General features: G+C 69.4%; 15 protein-coding genes. 9 read left to right on the plus strand and 6 right to left on the minus strand.

The features are described 5' to 3' along the window. Positions 1 to 196 precede the first annotated feature (196 nt). Complete coding sequence (locus tag ACIGHN_RS03595) at positions 197 to 1,219, minus strand: helix-turn-helix domain-containing protein (RefSeq protein WP_396503292.1); 1,023 nt, start codon at positions 1,217 to 1,219, stop codon at positions 197 to 199. A 201-nt stretch (positions 1,220 to 1,420) separates the two neighbouring features. Between ACIGHN_RS03595 and ACIGHN_RS03600 the strand changes: the two genes are divergently transcribed. Continuing rightward, positions 1,421 to 2,359 (plus strand): transporter, encoded by a 939-nt coding sequence (locus ACIGHN_RS03600; protein WP_396503293.1) that lies wholly within the window; start codon positions 1,421 to 1,423, stop codon positions 2,357 to 2,359. A gap of 2 nt (positions 2,360 to 2,361) precedes the next feature. Here the strand turns inward: ACIGHN_RS03600 and ACIGHN_RS03605 are convergent, their stop codons facing one another. Continuing rightward, positions 2,362 to 3,504 (minus strand): helix-turn-helix transcriptional regulator, encoded by a 1,143-nt coding sequence (locus tag ACIGHN_RS03605; protein WP_056417359.1) that lies wholly within the window; start codon positions 3,502 to 3,504, stop codon positions 2,362 to 2,364. 163 nt (positions 3,505 to 3,667) lie between these two features. Between ACIGHN_RS03605 and ACIGHN_RS03610 the strand changes: the two genes are divergently transcribed. The 8 genes from ACIGHN_RS03610 to ACIGHN_RS03645 are packed head-to-tail and all read left to right on the plus strand — an operon-like array spanning position 3,668 to position 12,113. Then, complete coding sequence (locus tag ACIGHN_RS03610; RefSeq protein ID WP_396503294.1) at positions 3,668 to 5,332, plus strand: amidohydrolase; 1,665 nt, start codon at positions 3,668 to 3,670, stop codon at positions 5,330 to 5,332. Further along, positions 5,329 to 6,396: a CobW family GTP-binding protein gene (locus ACIGHN_RS03615; protein ID WP_396503295.1), complete on the plus strand. Its 1,068-nt coding sequence runs from the start codon at positions 5,329 to 5,331 to the stop codon at positions 6,394 to 6,396. Before ACIGHN_RS03610 ends, ACIGHN_RS03615 begins: the two co-directional genes overlap by 4 nt. Before the next feature lie 30 nt (positions 6,397 to 6,426). After that, positions 6,427 to 7,740, plus strand: a complete 1,314-nt coding sequence (locus ACIGHN_RS03620) for an ABC transporter substrate-binding protein (protein ID WP_396503296.1) — start codon at positions 6,427 to 6,429, stop codon at positions 7,738 to 7,740. Positions 7,741 to 7,752: 12 nt separating this feature from the next. Further along, positions 7,753 to 8,478, plus strand: coding sequence for an ABC transporter ATP-binding protein (locus ACIGHN_RS03625; protein ID WP_396503297.1), 726 nt, complete (start codon positions 7,753 to 7,755; stop codon positions 8,476 to 8,478). Next, a complete protein-coding gene (locus ACIGHN_RS03630) occupies positions 8,465 to 9,163 on the plus strand; it encodes an ABC transporter ATP-binding protein (protein ID WP_056417344.1) in 699 nt (232 codons plus the stop codon). Before ACIGHN_RS03625 ends, ACIGHN_RS03630 begins: the two co-directional genes overlap by 14 nt. Before the next feature lie 6 nt (positions 9,164 to 9,169). Then, positions 9,170 to 10,036, plus strand: a complete 867-nt coding sequence (locus ACIGHN_RS03635; RefSeq protein ID WP_056417341.1) for a branched-chain amino acid ABC transporter permease — start codon at positions 9,170 to 9,172, stop codon at positions 10,034 to 10,036. Beyond that, the gene (locus tag ACIGHN_RS03640; RefSeq protein ID WP_396503298.1) at positions 10,033 to 10,977 is read left to right on the plus strand and encodes a branched-chain amino acid ABC transporter permease; all 945 of its coding nucleotides are present in this window, start codon (positions 10,033 to 10,035) and stop codon (positions 10,975 to 10,977) included. Before ACIGHN_RS03635 ends, ACIGHN_RS03640 begins: the two co-directional genes overlap by 4 nt. Continuing rightward, positions 10,974 to 12,113 carry an ABC transporter substrate-binding protein gene (locus ACIGHN_RS03645; protein ID WP_396503299.1) on the plus strand — a complete coding sequence of 380 codons (1,140 nt, stop codon included), beginning with the start codon at positions 10,974 to 10,976 and terminating at the stop codon, positions 12,111 to 12,113. Before ACIGHN_RS03640 ends, ACIGHN_RS03645 begins: the two co-directional genes overlap by 4 nt. A gap of 70 nt (positions 12,114 to 12,183) precedes the next feature. On the opposite strand, the gene ACIGHN_RS03650 is transcribed toward ACIGHN_RS03645, so the two are convergent. From ACIGHN_RS03650 to ACIGHN_RS03665, 4 genes are read right to left on the minus strand one after another with little or no spacing between them, the layout of a single operon-like run. Continuing rightward, complete coding sequence (locus tag ACIGHN_RS03650; protein ID WP_396503300.1) at positions 12,184 to 13,572, minus strand: transaminase; 1,389 nt, start codon at positions 13,570 to 13,572, stop codon at positions 12,184 to 12,186. 32 nt (positions 13,573 to 13,604) lie between these two features. Next, a complete protein-coding gene (locus tag ACIGHN_RS03655) occupies positions 13,605 to 14,276 on the minus strand; it encodes an HAD-IA family hydrolase (protein ID WP_396503301.1) in 672 nt (223 codons plus the stop codon). After that, the gene (locus ACIGHN_RS03660) at positions 14,273 to 15,559 is read right to left on the minus strand and encodes a Tm-1-like ATP-binding domain-containing protein (protein ID WP_396503302.1); all 1,287 of its coding nucleotides are present in this window, start codon (positions 15,557 to 15,559) and stop codon (positions 14,273 to 14,275) included. The genes ACIGHN_RS03655 and ACIGHN_RS03660 overlap by 4 nt, the downstream gene beginning before the upstream one ends. Then, a complete protein-coding gene (locus ACIGHN_RS03665; RefSeq protein WP_396503303.1) occupies positions 15,556 to 16,923 on the minus strand; it encodes an aminotransferase class III-fold pyridoxal phosphate-dependent enzyme in 1,368 nt (455 codons plus the stop codon). Before ACIGHN_RS03665 ends, ACIGHN_RS03660 begins: the two co-directional genes overlap by 4 nt. Positions 16,924 to 16,935: the final 12 nt, after the last annotated feature.

Consider the following 16,935-nt stretch of genomic DNA (forward strand, 5'->3'; position numbering starts at 1 on the left):
GCGGGCATGCGACGAAGGTGGATGGCGAAATGGTGCCAAAACCTGGCGGACTTGCAAGTTTTAAAGCGCACCAAGAACACGCAAAGGATCCCTATCGGTCGCCAACCACCGCAAGTGCGGCCGGATTGCGTTACATCTTGCAGTCTTTGTGCAGCGACATTGCCGCGTGAATACCCGAAAGCGGCGGCAGGAGCGTTCAGCCTCCAGCCGTGCCTGCGGCCTGTCGCAGGGCCAGCGTCCTGGACGGCAGCTCTCCAAACTGGCGACGGTAGTCCGCGGCGAACAGCCCCAGGTGCCAAAACCCCCAGCGCGCCGCAGCATCGTGAACGCCGCCGCACTGGCGGTGGCCCGCCCGCAGCTGGCTGCGCACGGCATTGAGCCGCAGCACGCGCAGATAGCGCGCAGGGCTCATGCCCACGATGTCCTGAAAGCAATAGTTGAGCTTGCGCAGGCTCGCGCCCACGTGGCGGCAGATGTCGGGAAGCGAAGGCGGGTCGTCCGGGCGCTGCATGATCATCTCCCGCGCCCGGTGCACGATGCGCCGGCGCAAGGCGATGGATTTCAGGTGCGAGGTATCTGCCCGCAGCGGCAGCGAGTCCAGAAACGCCAGCAGCGTCTCGTCGCGCATCCGCGCCATCCCCTGGGGCGCTCCCGCGGCGGGCTGATCTTCAGCACGCGCCACGGCAAAGGCCTGGTGGAGTTGCGCACGCAGTGCCTGCGCGACGGCCGGGTCCACGGCGACCGCCAGTTGTTGATCGAGCCACGGGGCCACGGGGCGGTCAAAGATCCGCTGCGAGAGTTCCTCGACCACATCGCAGTCCACCGAGAAGGCGCCGATCTGCGACGCGCCGCTGTTGCACAGATCCAGGTCATCGCCCCTGCCCACCAGCAGCGCGCCCGCGCCAAAGCGCTGGCCGTTGCAGATGGCCTGGCCATCGGGCTCCAGCACCATCGCGAATCCATACATGTGCCGCCCGATCTCGCCCCGCTGGCGCACGGACCGGTTCATGGTCTCGCGGACCATGTACGCGCCGGGCAGCGCGATGTGCTCCACCCGTCCCTGGAAAACGCCTTGCGAGAGCTGCTCGTACTGCAGCGCCCACTGCGGCAACGAGCTCGCGTGCTCCTGCACATCCGCGGTATCGGCGCGGTGCTGCCCCAGGCGCATGCCGGCTTCGCCTGGCGGCACGGGGCCGTTTTCGTCCTGCGTGTTTCTCACCAACGATCCTCCTTGCATGCCCCGCGGGGCCACCACGGTGCGGGCCTGAAATATCGGCGAGCGCCCGGCATGCAGGTCCCCGAAGAAACCCCTACCGCGGCATATCCCGTTTGGTAGGTGCCGCCGCCCTGCCCCCTGCCTAACCTTCTGGCACAGACAGACGCTTTCTTCCACCCACCCTCCCTCCACGAGACGCATTCCATGCAAATTTCATCCATCCGCCCGCGCAATTACCTGGTGACGGCCGGCATCCTGGGCCTGGCCTGCGCAGCGCAAGCCGTCGAGAACGGCGCCCCGATCACCCCCATCGGGGTGTTCGATTTCGGCGCCGGCATGCTGCCCCCACCATCGGACGTGGCGACCGTGGGGGTGCGCGCCGCGCAGTACAGCGCGACGCGCCTGAAGGACACGAACGGCAATGCTTCGCCCGTGGGCATCAAGATCCGGGCGACCAGCGTCGGTGTAGCCGTGGTGAAGATGACGGACACGCCCTTGCTCGGCGGCACCTACGGCTTCTCGGCCGTCGTCCCGTACCTGGACATGCAAAACCGCCTGAATGTGCCCACGCCAGTGGGCCCGCTGGCGCTCAGCGGCGAGAACCGGGCCATTGGCGACGTGCAGGTGGCACCGGTGATCGTGAAGTGGACGCCCTCGCCCGGCGTGTTCATGAACGCCCGCGTGGAGCTGCAGCTGCCCACCGGCTCGTACGACCGCACCCGCATCATCAACGCAGGCACCAACCACTGGACGGCGTCGCCCACGTTCGCGTTCACCTACATCACGCCCGGCGGGTTCGAGGTGTCGTCCAACATCCAGGTCAATGTGCACGGCAAGAACAAGGACACGCAGTACCGCTCGGGCAAGGAGTACCAGCATGACTTCGCCGTGGGCCAGCACGTGGGCCCGTGGACGTTCGGTATGGGCGGCTACCTGTACAGGCAGCTCACCGACGACAAGGTCAATGGCGTGCGCTTCCAGGACGGGAACCGCTCACGCGTGGTGGCGCTCGGCCCCAGCATCAGCTTCTTCGAGCTGGGCTCCGACTGGCCCCTGGTCTGGGCGCATGTCTACAAGGAGTTCGGCGCCCGCAACCGCTCGCAGGGCACCCAGTTCGCCGTGCGTGCGGCCTGGACGTTCTGAGCTCAGCGAACCCTCCACCTGTCCGGCCCCGACAGATGCGCAGCCGCAGACGACAGCACCAGGCGCACCAGGTCGGACTGGCGATGCTGGCCGGTCTTGGCCTGTATCTGCTTGAGCTGCACGCGTGCAGTGCCCACCGACACGCCGCGCTGCACGGCGTAGTCCTCCACGGAGCTGCCGGTCGCCAGGGCCGCGAGCAGGCGGGCCTCGGTCGGCGTCAGGCCGAAGAGGTTTTCCAGCGCGCCGGGCGGCAGGTCCAGCGTCTGGTCGGCCGCCGAGATGACCAGCATCAGCGCCCCGGGTTCGCCCGCGGCCTGCACGGCCACGTGCAGCGACTGCGCGCCCTGCCCCATTCGGATGTAGCCGACTTCCTGCCCGGGTGCGCTCTGCACCTTGGCAAGCTGGTCCAGCAGCCGGCGCGTCTCCACCGTGCTGCGGCCCTGCAGGGATTCGCCGCGCAGCGTGAGGGCCGCCTCGGGCCCAAGCAAGGCCAGGGCCTGGCGGTTGGCCCACTGCACACGGCCCTCGTCGTCGCTCAGCACGATGCCAAAGCGCAGCGCATCCATCAACTCGCGCAGGCGGTCATCACGCTGCACCGACGCGTTGAGCTGCTCGGTGAGCAGGAACGCCTGGCCGAAATGCGGCGCCAGATCGGCCAGCCGGTGGGCGTGCTGCTCGCTGAAATCTCCCGAGTCCTGCACCGACCGGTGCAGCGCCAGGCCCAGGTACACACCACGGCCGACATCCTGCAACGTGCCGATGAAACGGCCCAGGCCCAGCATGGCCAGGCGCTGCTCGAGCTGGGGCCGCGCTTCGTCCCCGGGGTCGAACAGCACTTCATCGCCGGCCACGCGGTCCAGCCCGCGCAGCGCCCGGTGCAGATTCAGCCGCGGGTTGTCGCCATCGGCCAGCCCGTGGGGCTCCCTGGCCAGCCCGGCCAGGGTCCGCGAATCGCGGGCCGACCACAGGATGCACGCGCGCCCCTGCTCGAAGCGGAATGCCTGCACCACCGCCGAGCACGCGCCAGTGGACAGGCAAAGCCTGTCCAGCGACTGGGTCCAGCGCGCCGGTTGCGCGGCACTGGCGTACAGGTCCAGCAACAGTTCGTCGGGCTTGCTCAGGTATGCAGAGGCACTGTGGCTCATAAAAAAGAAATGAATTCGATGGCCGGCGTCGCAGGTCCGCACCCAACGCAGTGCGCCAACGCCAGCCTGCACCCACCACAGGCCCTGAGCGTACCGATTGCCGCCAGACGCGCCACGGTGGATTCCCTCGTTGTTCACCCCATCGACCTACAGACACCTGCCCATGACCACTGACACGCCCATGCTGCCGAGCCTGATTCTTTGCCACCCGCGCATTTGCACGATGGCGGCCGATCGCCCCTGGGCCGAAGCAATTTCCGTGCAGGAAGGCCGCATCGTGGCCGTCGGCACCCTGCAGGAAGCCCAGGCGGCACTGCCCGGCGCACGGGTCGTGAACCTGCCGGGCGCCATGGTCGTGCCCGGCCTGGTGGATGTGCACAACCACTTCGTCTGGGCCGGCCGGGCCGAGCTGTATGAAATGTTCGTGCCGCCGGTGTTCAGCCTCGACCAGGTGCTGGCGGCGGTGCGGGAGGCCGCGTCCCGCAAGGCCCCTGGCGAATGGATCGTGGGCGGCATCTGGGGGTCGTCGCTGATGGACCAGCTCGACCACGCTGCCCGCGAGCGGCTGGACGCAGCGGCGGGCGGCCGCCCCGTGATGCTGCGCGACGACTCCCACCACAACCGCTTCGTCAGCTCCGCCGCACTGGCCGCAGCGGGCATCGCGCGCGATACCGCAGACCCGGCCAATGGCCGCATCGTGCGCGATCCGGCCACGGGCGAAGCCACCGGCCTGCTGCTGGAGGCCGCCTGCAGCCTGGTGGAGATTGCGCTGGCCAAGGCCATGGATGCCACGCCAGAGCTGGACATCGAAGCTGCCGCCCATGCGGTGCGGCGCCTCAATGCCTGCGGCGTCACCGGCATGCAGGAGGCACTGACCACCCGCGCCGTGCTGCGTGCCGTCAAGGGCCTGGAAGACCAGGGCCGGCTGAGCGCCTGGGTGGTGGGATCGGTGCCGGTGACCGACGCGCCGCTCGCCCCCGGCGAGGCGGGTGAGGAGTTGCTGGCGCTGCGCGATCAGTTTCGCACCCGGCATTTCATGCCCGACGCGGGCAAGATCTTCCTGGACGGCGTACCCACCTCGCGCACCGCCGCCATGCTGGAGCCGTATCTGCCCGACGCGGTGCACGGCTGCTGCTTTCGCGGCGGCACCACCCTCACCGTGCCGCAGCTGGCCAAGGTGCTGGCCGACAGCGAACGGCGCGGCATCCGCGTGAAGATCCACTGCACGGGCGACGCGTCCACGCGCGCGGCGCTCGATGCGATCGATGTGCTGCGCAGCTTCAACGGCCCGGGCCTGCGCCACCAGATCGCCCACGCCAGCTTCATCGACCCGGCCGAGATTCCGCGCTTTGCCGAGCTGGACGTGGTGGCCGACCTGTCGCCGCCGCTGTGGTTTCCGAGCGTGATCATCGACGCCATCCGCACCACGGTGCCCCAACCCCGCGTGGACCGGGTCGCGCCCATCCGCTCGCTGATCGATGCCGGCGCGCTGGTGGCTGGTGGGTCGGACTGGCCCGTGGTCCCCGACCCCAGCCCCTGGCCCGCCATCCAGGGCATGGTGACGCGCAGCGACCCCACCGGGCGCCTGCCGGGCACCTTGTGCCCCGAAGAAGCGATCACCGTGGATGAGGCCCTCAGCGCCTACACCCTGCAGGCGGCGCAGGCCATCGGGCTGGGCCACCTCACGGGTTCGCTCGAAGTGGGCAAGTCCGCCGACCTGGTGGTGCTGGACACGCACCTGTTCGAGGCGCCGCCGCACCAGCTGGGGGCGACCCGCGCCCTGCAGACCTGGTTCGAGGGCCGCTGCGTGCACGGGGCGGCCGCATGACAGACGACCCGCGCCTGTGCGTCCTGGTGCTGACCGGCTTTCTCGGCAGCGGCAAGACCACGCTGCTGCAGCAACTCATGCAGCGCCCGGAATGGAGCGACACCGCCGTCATCGTCAACGAACTGGGCGAGATGGGCCTGGACCACCTCCTGGTGCAGCACGTCGCCCCCGACGTTCAGGTGCTGCCCAACGGCTGCGTGTGCTGCACGGTGAGCGAAGACCTCATCGACACCCTGACCGACCTGCACGCCCGCCGGCAGCGCGGCGAGCTGGCATTCGCCCGCGTGGTGGTAGAGACCACCGGGCTGGCGGACCCCCTGCCGCTGCTGCACACGCTGGCCACGCACGACGCGCTGGCGCGCCGGTTTCGGGTGTCCGGGGTGGCTGTGACGGTGGACGCCTGCAACGGTGCCGCCACGCTGCAGCGCCATGAAGAGGCGCGCCGGCAGGTCGCCATGGCAGACACCCTGCTGCTGACCAAGACCGACCTGGCCGGTGCGCCAGCGCTGCAGGCACTGCAGCAATGCCTGGCCCGTACCAACGGCAGCGCACCGCAGCACCTGGTGGTGCAGGGCCAGCTGGATTCGGCGCATCTGCAGGACCTGGAACACCAGTTCCTGGCACGCCCGCGCAGCAGCCCCGGGCTGCCCGGCATCGGCCGCGGATGGCTGCTGCGCGGAGCGCCAGGCCAGGAGCCCCCGCTCTCGTCCGTTCTGCACCGATTTGCGCCGCCCCATGCCACGGACATCGTCACCGAGTGCTTTGCCCTCGACGAGCCGCTGCAGGCCGATGTGTTCCAGCACTGGCTGGAACTGATGGCTGCCATGCGGGGAGACCACATGCTGCGCTTCAAAGGCCTGATCCAGGTCGCCGATGACCCGGACCGGCCGCTGGTGGTGCATGCCGCGCAGCACCTGGTGCACCCGCCCCGGCGGCTGCCTGCCTGGCCGGGCGCGGACCGACGCTCGCTCCTGGTGTTCATCACCCAGGGGATGGAGCCCGGGCTCATCGCCCGAACGCTGCAGAAATTCACCGGCGCCCTTGCCTTCGCTTCCCACGCCTGACCTCGTCATCCTCACTTCTGGAGTATCCCCATGACCAAGCCACTACCTCCCGCAGCAGCCGCGCTGCCCCAGGCACCACGCCGCCGGTTCCTGCGGAACTCTCTGGCGCTGACGGCTGCCAGCAGCGTGGCGGGTTTTGCCTTTGCGCAGCCCAAGACCCTGCGCATCGGCTACATCACTGCCCTGTCCGGCCCGCGTGCGCCGTTCGGCGTGGCCGACCAGTGGCACCTGGCCAAGCTGCGCGAGCGCCTCAAGAACGGCATCGACATCGGTGGCCAGCAGGTGCCGGTGGAGATCCTGCTGCGCGACAACCAGTCCGATGCCAACCGGTCGGTGCAGGTGGCCAGCGAGCTCGTGCTGCGCGAAAAGGTCGACCTGATGCTGGTGCAGGACGGCGATGCGTCCACCCCTGCCGGGCAACTGTGCGACGTGCACGGCATCCCCATGGTCAGCACCATGTCGCCCTGGCAGGCCTTCCTGTTTGCCCGCAACGGCAAGGTCAGCAAGGGGTTTCCGTTCTCGTTCCACTTCTTCTGGGGCGCCGACGACGTGGTCAAGACCTTCGTGTCGCTGTGGGACAGCGCCAAGACCAACCGCACCGTGGGCACGCTGTACATCGACAACCCGCCGGGCGCGGCCTTCGCCGACCCGCTGATGGGCATGCCGCCGGTGCTGAGCAAGGCCGGGTACCGCGAGTCGAACGGGGGCTTCTTCAAGGTCGCGACGGACGACTTCAGCAACCAGATCGCGGGCTTCAAGAAAGCCGATGCGAACATCGTCTCGGGCTTCATGTACGAGAGCCACTTCGCCACGTTCTGGAAGCAGGCGCAGCAGCAGGGCTTCAAGCCGCAGGCCTGCACCGTGGCCGGCGCCTTCCTGTTCCCCAGCGCGCTCAAGGCCCTGGGTGCGGCGGGCAACGGCATGTCCACCGAGGTCTGGTGGTCGCCGAGCTTTCCGTACAAGTCCTCGCTCACCGGCCAGAGCGCCGCGGACTTCGCCGCCGAGTGGGAGAAGGACACCGGCAACCAGTGGACGCAGCCGCTGGGCTACGCCCACGCCCTGTGGGAGGTGGGCCTGCATGCCCTCAAGACGGCGGGCAACCCGTTCGACCGCAAGGCCGTGCGCGACGCCATCCAGAACACCACGCTGGACACGCTGGTGGGCATGGTGGACTTCAAGGGCAGCCCCATCAAGAGCGTGGCCAGGACCGCGCTCGCCGGCGGCCAGTGGCGCCGCACGGCGGCAGGCGCCAAGCACCCGTACGAGCTGGTGGTGGTGAACAACGCGCTCGCCCCTGCCGTGCCCCTGGGCGGGCGGCTGGAACTGCTCTCGCAAATCTCCTGAAGGGACATCTCCGTGACACTGCAAGTCAGAGGCCTGTGCAAGGCCTACGGCCGGGTCGTGGTGGCCGATGCGATCGATATCGATCTCTCGGTCGGCCAATGCCTGGGGGTGATCGGCCCGAACGGCGCCGGCAAGAGCTCCCTGTTCCATCTGCTCACCGGCACCGTGGGGGCGGACGCCGGCCGCATCGTGCTTGACGGCCACGCGCTGTCCGGCCTGCCTGCGCACCGGCGCGCGCGCCTGGGCGTGGCGCGGGCCTTTCAGGTGCCGCAGCCGTTCGGCAACCTCACCGTGTTCCAGAACGTGCTGGCCGCCGCCACGTTCGCGGCGGGGCTGCGCGGCGATGCGGCGGCGCACGCCGCCCATGCGGCCCTGCAGCGCTGCGGCCTGGCGTCTGCAGCGGCCAAAACCGCAGGGGCCCTGCCGCTGCTGGACCGCAAGCGGCTGGAGATGGCCAAGGCCGTGGCGGCACAGCCCAGGCTGCTGCTGCTGGACGAGGTGGCCGGCGGCCTGACCGAGCGCGAGGTGCTCCAGATGGTGGACCTGGTCAACCAGCTCAAGGAAAGCTATGCCGTGATCTGGATCGAGCACATCGCCCAGGCCCTGCGGGCCGTGGCAGACCGCATCATGGTGCTGCACTTCGGCCGCAAGCTGCTGGAGGACCGCCCCGGCGCGGTCATGGACAGCGCCATCGTGCGCGAGATCTACATGGGAGTGCCCGCCAATGCCGCTGCTTGAGATCGACGCGGCCGACGTGTTCTACGGCGACTTCCAGGCGCTGTCGGGCATCACCCTGTCGCTGGAGGAAGGCCAGGTGCTGGCGCTCATCGGCGCCAACGGCGCAGGCAAGACCACCTTGCTGCGCGCCATCACGGGCCTGCATGCCGCCCGCGGGGGCAGCATCCGCTTCGACAACGCCGACGTGACGCACCACAGCGCCGAAGCGCTGGCGCGCATCGGCATCGCCATGGTGCCGGAAGGCCGGATGCTGTTCCCGTCGCTGTCGGTGCACGAGAACCTGCAGATGGGCACCCTCACCCGCCGCCCGGGGCGATGGACCCTGGATGCTGTGTACGACACCTTTCCGGTGCTCAAGGACCTGCGGCAGCGCAACGCCACCCAGCTGTCGGGCGGCCAGCAGCAGATGGTGGCCATCGGCCGGGCGCTGCTGTGCAATCCGCGCCTGCTGCTGTGCGACGAGCTCTCGCTCGGGCTCGCGCCGCTGGTCGTCGAGGACATCTACCGCACCTTTGCCCGCATCCGCGGCGAGGGGCTGTCCATTGTGCTGGTCGAGCAGGACGTGGCACGCGCGTGCGCCGTGTCCGACCAGATGGCGTGCCTTCTCAAGGGCCAGGTCACGCTGCAGGGCGCAAGCGCTGCCGTCAGCAATGCACAGGTCACAGCGGCCTATTTCGGGGAATGAACAGACATGGAATGGATATCGACATTGATCAACGGCCTGCTGCTGGGCGGGCTGTATGCGCTGTTCGGGCTGGGGCTGGCACTGGTGTTCGGCGTGATGCGGGTGGTGAACCTGGCGCACGGAGAGTTCATCGTGCTCGGCGCCTACGCGGGCTTCTTTCTGGTGGGCTGGTTCAGCCAGGTGCCGGTGTGGGCGATGCTGCTGCCCGTGGTGGTGCTGGGCTATGTGTTCGGCTGGCTGCTGCAGGCGTGCGTGCTCAACCGGGCCGTACGCACGGGCAACGTGCTCACGCCCATGGTGCTCACCTTCGGCCTGTCGGTGCTGCTGCGCAACGGCATGGTCGAGCTGTTCGGCGCGGACTCCCGCGCCGTGGATGCGGGGGGACTGGGCAGCGCCAGCCTGGACCTCTTCGGCATTTCCGTGGGCGTGTACCCGGTGCTGATGCTGGGGCTGGCGCTGGCCCTGTTCGCCACGCTGCAGTGGGTGCTGCGGCGCACCGAGTTCGGCCGCATCGTGCGCGCCACGGCGGACTTTCCTGACATGGTGCGCCTGATGGGCGTCAAGCCCGAGCAGGTGTTCTGCCAGGTGATGGGGCTGGCTGCGGCCTTTGCCATGGGCGCAGGCTACCTGCTCGCGCAGCGCACGCTGTTCACGCCGTTCTCGGGCGTGGAACGCATGCTCATCGCGTTCGAGGTCGTGATCATCGGCGGCATGGGCTCTTTCTGGGGCGCCATGGCCGGCGGCCTGGTGCTGGGCGTGGCCCAGCTGGTGGGCCAGCGCATCGACTCCAATGCCGGCTCGCTGTACGCGCACCTGCTGTTCCTGTGCACCCTCATCCTCAAGCCCACCGGCCTGGCAGGGGGTCGACCATGAAGCGGCCCGCCCTCACCGTGCTGGCCTGGCTGCTGCCCACCGCCGCGCTGGCGACCCTCGCGCCCCGCTGGCTGGATGCCGGCATGATGCGGCTGGCGAGCGAGGTGCTCCTGGCCCTGTGCATGGCGCAGATGTGGAACCTGCTGGCCGGCTACGGCGGCCTGCTGTCGCTGGGGCACCAGCTGTTCATCGGCATCGGCGCGTATGCGCTGTTCGATGTCACGCAACGCACGGGCCTGTCGCCCTACCTGCTGCTGCCAGCGACGGGTGTGCTGGGCGCGCTGGCGGCGATGGTGGTCGCTCCCGCGCTGTTTCGCCTGCGCGATGCGTACTTTTCCATCGGCATCTGGGTGGTGGCGGAGATCGTCACGCTGGTGGTCTCCAAGACGGCGTGGCTGGGCGGCAATGCGGGCCTGACGCTGGACATGTCCACGCTGGACGACGTGGAGCTGTTCGCCCGGGTGAGCTTCTGGCTGGCCTGCACGCTCGGCGCCGGCTCCATCGCCGGCCTGTACCTGCTGATGCAGTCCCGGCTGGGCCTGGCCGTGACGGCGGTGCGGGACAACGAGGTGGCAGCGCGCAGCGTGGGCATCGACGTGCAGCGCGTGCGGCTGGTCACCTTCGTGATCTCCGGCGCGGTCTGCGCGCTGGCGGGCGCGGTGTATTTCATGGGCGGCATGTTCCTGGTGCCTGGCTCCGCGTTCGACATCAACTGGGTCGTGATGATGCTGTTTGCCACCATGATCGGCGGCATCGGCACGATCGCGGGGCCGGTGGTGGGCGTGCTGGTGTGGTTTGCCCTGCAGGAGGTGCTGGCCGTGTCCCTCGGAATCTCCGGCGGCTGGTACCTCATCGCGATGGGCTGCGTGGCCATGGCCGTGAGCCTGTTCGCGCCGCGCGGGCTGTGGGGCCTGTGGCCCCGGCGGGTGGCCGCGCCATGAGAGGTTCCGTCGCCGCCGCAAGCCTGGCACTGTGTGCCGGCACTTGCGCACAGGCGGCCGACAAGCCGCCCATCGTGGTGGGCGCCGTGAGCAGCCTGAGCGGCCCCGGCGCGTCGTCCGCCAGCGTGCAGGCGGCCCGCGCCTATTTCGACACGGTGAATGCCGCCGGCGGCATCCAGGGGCGCCGCATCGACTACACCGTGGTCGACGACCAGATGCGTCCGGACGTTGCCCGCCAGGGCGCGGCGGCGCTGATCGACGATGTGCGCGTGGTCGCGCTGGCCGGTGGTTCGAGCGTTCTGGAGTGCGGGGTGAACCACGAACGCTATGCCCAGGCCCGGCTGTTCAACCTGCCCGGAGCGGGTGTGGACCCCGCCTGCTTTGCGTCGTCGCACATCGCGCCCATGAATGCCGGCCCCTACGTATCCACCGCCAACGCCCTGACCTTTGTGCACCAGGTGCTGCAGCGCGCCAGGATCTGCGTGGTGTCTCCGGCCCTGCCCGGCATGACAGACGCCTTCACGCATGCCGTGAACGACTGGTCCCGCCGCATGAGGGCAGCCACGCCGTCGCTGGATGTGTACCGACTGGAAGACGCTTTGCCGGCGGTGGTGCAGCGCGTGGCCGCGCGCCAATGCCAGGCGGTGGTCTACACCGGCCCCGAAGGCCCGTCGCTCGCATGGATGCGCGAGGGCCACCCCGCGCTCGCCGGCATCCCCGTGGTGCTGCTCACCGCCTCCTACACGTCCCACACCGCACGGCGGCTGAGCGACCTGGCCACGACCGAAGCCATCTACGCCATGGCCGAGTTCGACCCCTGGTCCAGCAGCTCCATGCAGACCACCGACTGGCGCCGGCTGCTGGTCGCCAGCCAGATCGAGCCCAGTTCGCTGTCGCAGGGAGGCTACATCGCTGCACGTGCCCTGGTGCAGGTGATGAGGGGCATGGAAGGCCCCATCACCCGGGCCTCAGTCGCCGAGACGCTGGAGCGCACGACGCTGTGGAGCGGGGGCATGATGGCCCATCCGCTGCGCGTGGCGGCCGATGGAAGGCATGCGCTCAACCGCAGCGCATTGCCGATGCGGCTCATCGATGGCAAATGGCGCGTGGCCCACCACGGATGGATCACGGACTGACCGGATTCGGGGCGATGCCGGCGCTGCGGTGGGGTCCGCCCACCGCAAGGTCGTCGTCCCGGCATGGCCACTAGGCCAGCAGATCACGCACGAGGGCGTCGAAAGCACGGTTGTGCTGGTCCACGTCCTGCGCTTGCGTTCCGGGGCAGCAGAGCATCATGTTGTGGAACGGGGTGATGAGCACACCGCGGTTCATCAGGTACAGGTGCAGCAGTGCTTCCAGCTCGCCGTGGCGGTGCTGTTTGACGTCGCTCGCATTGCGCGGCTCGTCGGACGCGAACATGGTTTCCACGCGCGCGCCGACCCGAGTGGCATGCCACGGCAGGCGGTGGCGTGCGATGGTGTCGGCCACGCCCTGGTGCAAGCGGGCGCTGAGCACCAGCATCCGCTCGAACGCCGCATCGGTCAGCACCTCGCTCAGCACGGCCCGCATCACCGCCACGGTCAGGGCATTGCCCGCCAGCGTGCCGCCCATGCCGGCATGGGCGCTCTGGCGCACGGTGGGGTGCACGGGCGGCAGCACCTGCCACACCCGTTCGGCCATGGCCTGCGACAGGCCGAACGCCGCGGCCGGAATGCCGCCCGCGATGGCCTTGCCCAGCACAAACATGTCGGGCGTGAGCCCCATGGTGCGCGTCGCGCCGCCCGGTCCGCTGGAGATGGTGTGGGTCTCGTCGATGATGAGCACCGTGCCCGTCTCGCGGGTGAGGCGGCGCAGTTCGGCATGAAAGCCCGGTTGCGGCGCGATCATGCCGTAGTTGGTCATGGCCGGCTCGGCCAGCACGCAGGCCACATCACCCTGGCGCAGCGCGGCTTCCAGCGCCGCCACATCGTTGAACTCCACCACCGCCGACAGGTCCTGGTGCGGGAAGAAGTTGTGGTGCAGCCCGTTGCGCATGTGCAGCGCCCCTTCGCGCAGCTCCACATGCGCTTCCTCCACGTTGCCGTGGTAGGCGCCGGAAAAGATCAGCACGCGGGGGCGGTGGGTGATCATGCGCGCCAGGCGGATGCAGGCCCGGTTGGCGTCGGTGGCGGATGTGGTGAGGTTCCAGTAGGGCAGGCCGAAGCGGCGCTGCAGCTCTTCGCCCACCCATTCGGCATCGCCGTTGGGCAGCATCAGCGACGTGCCCACCCGGGCCTGCCGGGCCATGGCCTCGACCACCGCCGGATGGCCATGGCCGCACATGCCGCCGGTGTCGCCCAGGCAGAAGTCCACATACTCGTTGCCGTCGACGTCTGCAAAGCGCACGCCGTAGGGGCGCGGCGTGCCGTCGATGTACACCGGCCAGCCACCGATCCAGCGGCGCATCCAGTGGGAAGGGGCACCGTAGAGCCAGCTGCCCTTGCCCTGGGCGTAAAGCGCTCCCGAGCGGGCATGGGTGGCCGCGTAGTCTGACTGTTCGGCGCGCATCAGTTCGGCAATGCGGGCGCAGGAAACGCCTGAAACGGTAGAGGTCATGGTCTGGAAAGAAGTGATGGGAGGGCGGCGGCTCAGGCCGCCAGCAAGGCCGGCCGGGCCACGCCCAGCAAGTCCAGCGCACGCCCGAACGACGCCGCCGGGTGCAGCACATCGAAATGCACCGCCTGCAGCCCGGCACGCAGGCCGCCCTGGATGTTGCGCAGCTGGTCGTCCACGAAGACACACGCTTGGGCAGGAATGCCCAGCGCATCGGTCACCGCTGCGTAGGCGCGCGGATCGGGCTTGAGGACCCCGGTGTAGGTGGCGTCCACGATCACTTCGAACGCCTGCAGCAGGGGCAGCCTGCGGCGAAACTCGGCGCCGTAGAAAAGGTCGAGCTCATTGGAGAGGATGGCAAGCCGCTTGCCGGCCGCGCGCGCAGCCTCTATCGCAGCCACGGCTTCGGGGCGGATCACCGCCTGCACGTCGGCCCCGCGGGCCCGCTGCACCAAGGTTTCCATGCTGCGCCAGTCTTCACCCACCAGGCGCCCCACTTCGCGGGTGCGGGCCATCCAGTAGTCGCGCTCGCTGATGCGGTCGGCCTGCATGTCCTGCCACAGCGGGTCGCTGGCGGGATCGAAGGGGCCGCGCCAGGTGAGCGTACCGGCGGGCAGGCCCAGTGCGGCTTCCGTGAGGGGGTGCGTCTCGAACAGCATGCGGCTGATCACGCCGCCGAAGTCGAGCACCAGGGCAGAGGCCCTCATGCCGCCACCTCTTGCGCACCCGTGGCAGCAACCCCGGGCGCGACCAGCCCGTCGCGCACCCAGCCGTCGAGCACGCCGAGGGCAGCCCGCGCAAACGCTTCGTCGTTGATGTGCGCGTCCACGCGGTGCACCGTGGCAGACGGCGGCGCGGCCAGGCCGATCTCGTCCATGAAGGCCGCCAGCCCTTGCGGGTCGTGCATGGCACCGCCCGGGCGGTCCCACTCCTCGATGCCCCGGGTGGGCAGCAAAAGACAGACCGGTCCCCGGGACTGCGCCAGCCGCTCGCCCACCGTGCGGGCCACGCTGCGCCGCAGCGCGTGCCCCGCGCCCACCGACGCCAGCAGGCGGTTGTGGTCGTGCACCGGCTGCTGTGCGAACCCAGCGGGGCAGCCAGCCCAGGCCGCGAAGTCCACCATGTCCGTCGCGCCCGGGGCGACGATCTGCGGCACGCCTGCGCTGCCCGCACCGAGCAGGCGGTCACCGCCCGCACTCACGCAACTGCCCGCCAGGTGGTTGACCACCTCCTGCAGGCTGAAGTCCATCACGCAGGCGAAATAGCCGCGCCGCGCAAGGTCCTCGAAGGCGCGGCCGCCCATGCCCGTGGTGTGGAACACCGCCAGCTCGTAGCCGCGCGCCTCCAGCGCGGGCTTGAGCAGCTTCATGTAGCTCAGCGCACTGGAGCCCAGCGATGTCATGCCCACGACCGGCCGGGCGTCGGCCTGCACGGTGCGTGCCCGGCAGGCCCCCACGACGGCGCCAGCCGCCTGGCCCAGAGCCGCCTTGCACAGGCGATTGAGGCCGTACAACCCGCCCGCCCACAGCTGCATGATGAGGTCGGGCGGTATGCGCTCGGGCGGTATCAGCGGCGAATACGCAATGGTCGAGAGGACCAGCTTGGGGCAGCCCAGCGGCAGTGCGTTGGCCACATCCAGCGCCAGGTCGGTACCCATGGTGCCGCCCAGGATGAGCACTCCGTCGAAGCGGCCTTCGATGTGCCATTGGGCCGCCAGCAACGCCGCGCCGCGCGCCATCAGCTGCATGGACGTGTTCTCGTCGCCACTGTCCATCACCTGGCGCAGGCTCACGCCGGCAGCCGCTGCCACATCGGTGTTCAGGACGTCGGGCTTGACACCGCCGCGGCCCAGCACGCCGACATCCATCACCAGGGCGGTGCCGCCGCAGTGCCCGACCGATTCGCGCAGGAACGCGATCTCCTCGCTCTTGGTGTCCACCGTGCCGATCAGCAGGATGACCGGCGGGCGGCCTGCGGGCGGGCGCGTCACGCCGAGGCCTCCACCGCAGCGAAGGCGGCCTCGAGCGCGCTGCACAGGTGGTCCACCTCCTCCAGCGTGATCACCAGCGGCGGCGACAGGATGAGGTTGGGGCCCGAGATGCGCACCATCAGGCCGCGCCGGTAGGCCTCCCGCGCCACGCGCGCGGGGATGTCGCTGCTGCGCGGCATGGGCGTGCGCAGTGCCTTGTCCTGGACCATCTCGATGCCCAGCATCAGCCCCACGCCGCGCACGTTGCCGACGAAGCTGCAGGTGTGCTCCAGCTGGCGCAGGCGCTCCTGCATCACGGCGCCTACCCGGCCCGCGTTGCCGGGCACATCCAGCGCCTCGATCTGGTCGAGCGTGGCCAGCGCGGCCGCAGCGGCCACGGGATGGGCGCTGTAGGTGTAGCCGTGGCTCACCGCGGCCTGGCCTGTCGTGTCCTCATCGAACACCTGCGCCACCTTGCCCGAGATCGCGGTCGCGCCCAGCGGCACGTAGCCCGAGCTGATGCCCTTGGCCAGGCACCACAGGTCGGCGTTGACGCCCCACAGCCGCGTGCCGAACAGATGGCCGGTGCGGCCGAAGCCGGTGACCACCTCGTCGGCGATGAGCAGCACGCCGTACTTGTCGCAGATCTTGCGCACGGCCGGCCAGTAGTTGGCAGGCGGCACGATCACACCACCAGCGCCCTGCACCGGCTCGGCGATGAACGCGGCCACCGTGTCGGGCCCCTGGAAGACGATCTCGCGCTCCAGCAGCTCGGCGCAGATCTCGCCCAGCGCCACCGGGTCGTCGGTGTACGGGTTGCGGTAGAGCCAGGGCGTGTCGATATGAAAGCACCCCGGCAGCAGCGGCTCGTAGGCGCGGCGAAAGTTGGTGTTGCCGTTCACGCTCATGCCTCCGAAGTGCACGCCGTGGTAGCCCTGGCGCAGGCTAATGAACTTGTAGCGGTCGGCCTGGCCACGCAGCTTGTGGTACTGCCGCGCGATCTTGAGCGCGCCCTCGACCGCGTCGGAGCCCCCGTTGGAGAACAGCACGGCAGAGACCCCTTCGGGCTGCATCAACCGGACCAGCCGCTGCGACAGCTCGATGGCGCGCGGATGCGTGGTGCCGCGGAACACGTTGTAGAACGGCAGTTCATCGAGCTGGGCGACGATGGCGTCCCGCACGGGTCGGGCGCTGTGGCCCAGGTTGCTGCTCCACAGGCCGCCCACGCCGTCGAGCATCCGGTGGCCATCCACATCCCAGATCCAGCAGCCTTCGCCACGCGCAACGATGTCCGGTGGGGTTTTCTTCATGGCGGCGGGATGGGCCATGGGGTGCCACAGGTAGTGGCCGCTGTCTGCCTTGAGCTGTTCGATGGTGCGCGTCATGGTGAAGAATGT

Origin of the sequence: Acidovorax sp. NPDC077693 (assembly GCF_044542805.1) — a bacterium.
Classification (GTDB): Bacteria; Pseudomonadota; Gammaproteobacteria; order Burkholderiales; family Burkholderiaceae_C; genus Acidovorax.

Excerpts from the sequence above, each read along its gene's own strand:
- ACIGHN_RS03600 (WP_396503293.1), top strand. The coding sequence starts at position 1,421 with ATGCAAATTTCATCCATCCGCCCGCGCAATTACCTGGTGACGGCCGGC.
- ACIGHN_RS03605 (WP_056417359.1), bottom strand. The coding sequence starts at position 3,504 with ATGAGCCACAGTGCCTCTGCATACCTGAGCAAGCCCGACGAACTGTTG.
- ACIGHN_RS03610 (WP_396503294.1), top strand. The coding sequence starts at position 3,668 with ATGACCACTGACACGCCCATGCTGCCGAGCCTGATTCTTTGCCACCCG.
- ACIGHN_RS03615 (WP_396503295.1), top strand. The coding sequence starts at position 5,329 with ATGACAGACGACCCGCGCCTGTGCGTCCTGGTGCTGACCGGCTTTCTC.
- ACIGHN_RS03620 (WP_396503296.1), top strand. The coding sequence starts at position 6,427 with ATGACCAAGCCACTACCTCCCGCAGCAGCCGCGCTGCCCCAGGCACCA.
- ACIGHN_RS03630 (WP_056417344.1), top strand. The coding sequence starts at position 8,465 with ATGCCGCTGCTTGAGATCGACGCGGCCGACGTGTTCTACGGCGACTTC.
- ACIGHN_RS03635 (WP_056417341.1), top strand. The coding sequence starts at position 9,170 with ATGGAATGGATATCGACATTGATCAACGGCCTGCTGCTGGGCGGGCTG.
- ACIGHN_RS03640 (WP_396503298.1), top strand. The coding sequence starts at position 10,033 with ATGAAGCGGCCCGCCCTCACCGTGCTGGCCTGGCTGCTGCCCACCGCC.
- ACIGHN_RS03645 (WP_396503299.1), top strand. The coding sequence starts at position 10,974 with ATGAGAGGTTCCGTCGCCGCCGCAAGCCTGGCACTGTGTGCCGGCACT.
- ACIGHN_RS03650 (WP_396503300.1), bottom strand. The coding sequence starts at position 13,572 with ATGACCTCTACCGTTTCAGGCGTTTCCTGCGCCCGCATTGCCGAACTG.
- ACIGHN_RS03655 (WP_396503301.1), bottom strand. The coding sequence starts at position 14,276 with ATGAGGGCCTCTGCCCTGGTGCTCGACTTCGGCGGCGTGATCAGCCGC.
- ACIGHN_RS03665 (WP_396503303.1), bottom strand. The coding sequence starts at position 16,923 with ATGACGCGCACCATCGAACAGCTCAAGGCAGACAGCGGCCACTACCTG.